The organism is Mycobacterium sp. E3247, assembly GCF_001667785.1.
Classification (GTDB): domain Bacteria; phylum Actinomycetota; class Actinomycetes; order Mycobacteriales; family Mycobacteriaceae; genus Mycobacterium.
This window is the reverse complement of the sequence record NZ_LZJG01000043.1, coordinates 1-4,460: the sequence shown is the minus strand read 5'-3', so window position 1 is coordinate 4,460 and position 4,460 is coordinate 1. Positions and strand designations below refer to the sequence as shown.

Genomic DNA, 4,460 nt, shown 5'->3' with positions numbered 1-4,460 from the left:
TGGCCGAGTTGATGCGGTTGTTCGCGGACGGGGTGCTGAAGCCGTTGCCGGTCAAGGCCTTCGACGTGCGGTGCGCCCGCGTGCACCAGCACCCGCTCGCCGCCCCGCAGCCCGCCCAGGACCGACAACCCGTAATACGCCGTGAGGAACACCACCGGCACGCCGGCGGCGTCGGCGAACGACCAGCCCGGTGGCACCCGCGTCACCAGCCGCCGATCGACGACGGCCTCCGACCCCGTCAGGCCCACGATTCCCGTGACCGGGTCGCCGACGGCCAGATCCGTGATGCCGGGTCCGATCTCAGTCACCAGCCCGGCACCCTCGGCGCCCAGCTGCGCCGCGCCGGGGTACATGCCCAGGGCCACCAACACGTCGCGGAAGTTCACCCCGGCGGCCGCCACCGCCACCCGCACCTGCCCGGCCGCCAGGTCGGCCGGCGGGCCGGACTCGACCGCCAGGTCCTCCAGCGTGCCGGCGTCGCCGGCCGCCAGCCGCCACACCGACGGCGGCTCGGGCAACCGCAACACGGGGTGCGCCTTGAGCGGCTTCAGCCGGGCGCCGTGGGCGACGCCGTCGCGGACCACCAATTGCGGTTCCCCACAACCGATCACGGACGCGAGATCGAGCGACCCGTCGGTGTCGACCAGCACCACCTGGCCCGGATGCTCGGCCTGCGCCGACCGCACCAGCCCCCACACCGCCGCGCCGGCCAGGTCCGACACGTCCTCGCCGGGCAGCGCCACCGCGCCGCGGGTCTGCACCACCAGCGGCGGGGCGCCCTCGCCCCGGGACTGCAACACCCGCAGCGCCTCGTGGGTGGCGGTGTACACCGATCCGACCACCTCGGGGCCGCCCGCCGGCGGCCGCCACACCTCGGGTTCCGCGCCGACGGTGTTGTCGGGCAACGTGATCGGGGACCACACGGCCTCCAACAGTTCCCCGCCGCCGGATCGCGCCGCGACGGCCGCCGACAGCTGCGCGGCCGAGACCGGACGCGTCACCAGCTCGCCCACCGACAGCACCGGCACACCCGACGAGTCGGCCAAGTCGACCGCGACCGCACCCTCGCCCGCCGGGGCCAGCCGCACCCGGACCCGCGACGCCCCGGCCGCATACAGGCACACCCCCTGCCAGGAGAACGGCAGGACGGTCTGGCCCCGCTCGTCGGCGACCCCCAGCGCGTGCAGCGCCGCGTCCAACACCACCGGATGAATCCCGAAGCCGCCCACCGTCACACCGGCCTGCTGCGGGGCCTCCACCTCGGCGAAGGTCTCGGCGCCCCGGCGCCACACCCTCCGCAGGCCGCGGAAGGCCGGACCGTACCCGTAGCCGCGCGCCGCCAGGTCGTCGTACGCGCCCGTCACGTCGACCTCCGCGGCGCCGATGGGCGGCCACACCGACAGATCCGTTCCCGGTCCGGGCGCGCCCTCACTCAGCACGCCCTGCGCATGCACCGTCCACTCCGCGCCGGCCTGGGAATACACCGCGACGGCCCGGGATCCGTTCTCGGCGGCGGCGTCGACCACCACCTGCACGCGGACCCCGCCGGCGCCCGGCAGCGGCAGCGGCGCCGACAGCGTCAGCTCCTCGATCACCGGGCAGCCGACCTCGTCGCCGGCCCGCAGCGCCAGCTCGACGAACCCCGCGCCGGGGAACAACACCGTCCCGGTCACCGCGTGATCGGCCAGCCACGGCTGGGCCGCCGCCGACAGCCGGCCCGTCAACACCGCGCCGCCCGAATCGGGCCGCTCCACCACCGCGCCCAACAGGGCATGCTCGGCCGCAGCCAGGCCCAGGCCGGCGGTGTCGCGGGCGCCCATCGACTCCCTCGACAACCAAAACCTGCGCCGCTGAAAGGCATACGTCGGCAGGTCGACCCGGCGGGCGGCCAGGCCGGCGAACGCCGCGGCCCAGTCGACGTCGGCGGAGGCGAACAGCTGCCCGGCCGCCAGCAGCAGCGAGTCGACTTCGGGGCGGTCCTTGGGCATCGACACCACCGACACGGCCGGCTCGGCCGCCAGCGACTGCTCCACCGCGGCCGTCAACGCCGCGCCCGGACCCACCTCCAGGAACGCGCCGCCGCCCAGCGATTCGGCGCACCGCACCCCGTCGACGAACCGCACCGGACGGCGCACGTGCTCGACCCAGTAGTCGGCGGACCCGTATCCGGGCCCGGCCAGTCGCCCGGTCACGTTGGATACCAACTCGATTCGCGGCGCGCTGGGCGACACCGCGGCCACCACCGCGGAGAACTCCTCGATCATGGGCTCCATCAGCGACGAGTGGAACGCGTGCGAGACCGCCAGCTGCCGCACCCGCCTCCCGCGCTCGGCCAGCCGGTCCGCCACGACCGTCACGGCGGCCCGGTCACCGGACAGCACCACCGCGTCCGGGCCGTTGACCGCCGCGATGCTCACGCCGCCGTTCAGCAGCGGCGCGACGTCGGCCTCGGCGGCGGTCACCGCCACCATTACCCCGCCGTCCGGCAGCGCGGCCATCAGCCTGCCGCGGGCGGTCACCACCCGCGCCGCGTCCTGCAGCGACAGCACCCCGGCCACGCAGGCCGCCGCGATCTCCCCCACCGAGTGGCCGATCACCACGTCGGGCGTCACGCCCCACGACCGCCACAGCGCCGCCAGGGCGACCTCGAGCACGAACAGCGCCGGCTGGGCGAATTCCGTGCTCTGCAACAACTCCGGGTCACCGCCCCACATCACGTCGCGCAGCGGCAGCCGGGCGTGGGCGTCCACCGCCGCCACGGCCTCGTCGAACGCCTCGGCGAACACCGGGAAGCGCCGGTGCAGGTCCCGCCCCATCCCGAGCCGCTGCGAGCCCTGACCGGGAAACACGAACACCCGCTTACCGGCCGCGCGCGTGCGCCCGACCGCCACCCCCCGGCCCGGCTCCCCCGACGCCACGCCCGCGAGCCCCGCCAGCAGGGTGTCGCGGTCGCCGCCCACCAGCACCGCGCGGTGGTCCAGGACCGCCCGGGTGGTGGCCAGCGACCAGCCCACGTCCACCGGGTGCAGGTCCGGCTCGGCGTCCAGGTGGGCCGACAGCCGCGCGGCCTGTGCCGCCAGCGCGTCGGGCGAGCGGGCCGAGATCACCCACGCCACCACCGTGTCCGGCCGGTCGCCCTGCGCCGCAACGGCTTCGGAGTCCGCGGGGGGTTGCTCGACGAGCACGTGGGCGTTGGTCCCGCTGATCCCGAACGACGACACCCCCGCCAGGCGGCGCCCGTCGCGGGCCGGCCACGGCCGTGGCTCGGTCAACAGCGACACCGCGCCCGCCTGCCAATCCACATGCGGCGACGGCACATCCACATGCAGCGTCTTGGGCATCACCCCGTGGCGCATGGCCTGCACCATCTTGATCACCCCGGCCACCCCCGCCGCGGCCGAGGTGTGACCGATGTTGGACTTGATCGACCCCAACCACAGCGGCCGGTCCGCCGGCCGGTCCTGCCCGTAGGTGGCCAGGAGGGCCTGGGCCTCGATCGGGTCACCCAACACCGTTCCCGTGCCGTGGCCTTCGACCACGTCGACGTCCGCGGCGGTCAGCCCGGCGTTGGCCAGGGCGGTCCGGATCACCCGCTGCTGCGACGGCCCGTTGGGGGCGGTCAGACCGTTGGAGGCGCCGTCCTGGTTCACCGCCGAACCCGCCAGCACCGCGAGCACCGGATGCCCCATCCGCCGCGCGTCGGCCAGCCGCTCGAGCACCAGGACGCCCGCGCCCTCCGACCACGACGTCCCGTCCGCGGCGCCGGCGTACACCTTGCACCGGCCGTCCGGCGCCAGCGCCCGCTGGCGGCTGAACTCGACGAACGCGGCGGGCGTGGCCATCACCGTGACACCGCCGGCCAGCGCCAGGTCGCACTCCCCGGAGCGCAGCGACTGCGCGGCCAGATGCATCGCCACCAACGACGACGAACACGCCGTGTCGATCGACACCGCGGGGCCTTCCAGCCCCAACACATAGGACACCCGCCCGGACGCCACGCTCAGGGTCGAACCGGTCAGCCCGTAGCCCTCCAGCTCGCCCTTCACCTCGCCGCCGTAACCGGCGTGGATGACGCCGGCGAACACGCCGGTCGCCGAGCCCCGCAACCCCAGCGGGTCAATCCCGGCCCGCTCCAACGCCTCCCACGAGATCTCGAGCATCAACCGCTGCTGGGGATCCATCGCCAGCGCCTCGCTGGGCCCTACACCGAAGAACCCGGCGTCGAAGTCCGCCGCGTCGCGCAGGAAGCTGCCCTGCCGGGTGTACATCTTGCCCGCCGCGTCGGGATCCGGGTCGTACAGCCCCTCGACGTCCCAGCCCCGATCCGCCGGGAAGTCCGACACCGTGTCGCGGCCCTCATTGACCAACTGCCACAGGGCTTCCGGCGAATCCACCCCGCCCGCGTAGCGGCACGCCATGCCGACCACCGCGATCGGTTCGGACAGCCGGCCCTCCAGCTC

At 74.9% G+C, this 4,460-nt stretch carries 1 protein-coding gene; it reads right to left on the bottom strand.

Features of this window, described 5'->3' with window-relative positions; all coding sequences use genetic code 11:
* Nucleotides 1–4,460 (bottom strand): type I polyketide synthase (locus A9X04_RS01885; RefSeq protein WP_156764178.1); only part of this gene is annotated, 4,460 nt, incomplete at both ends.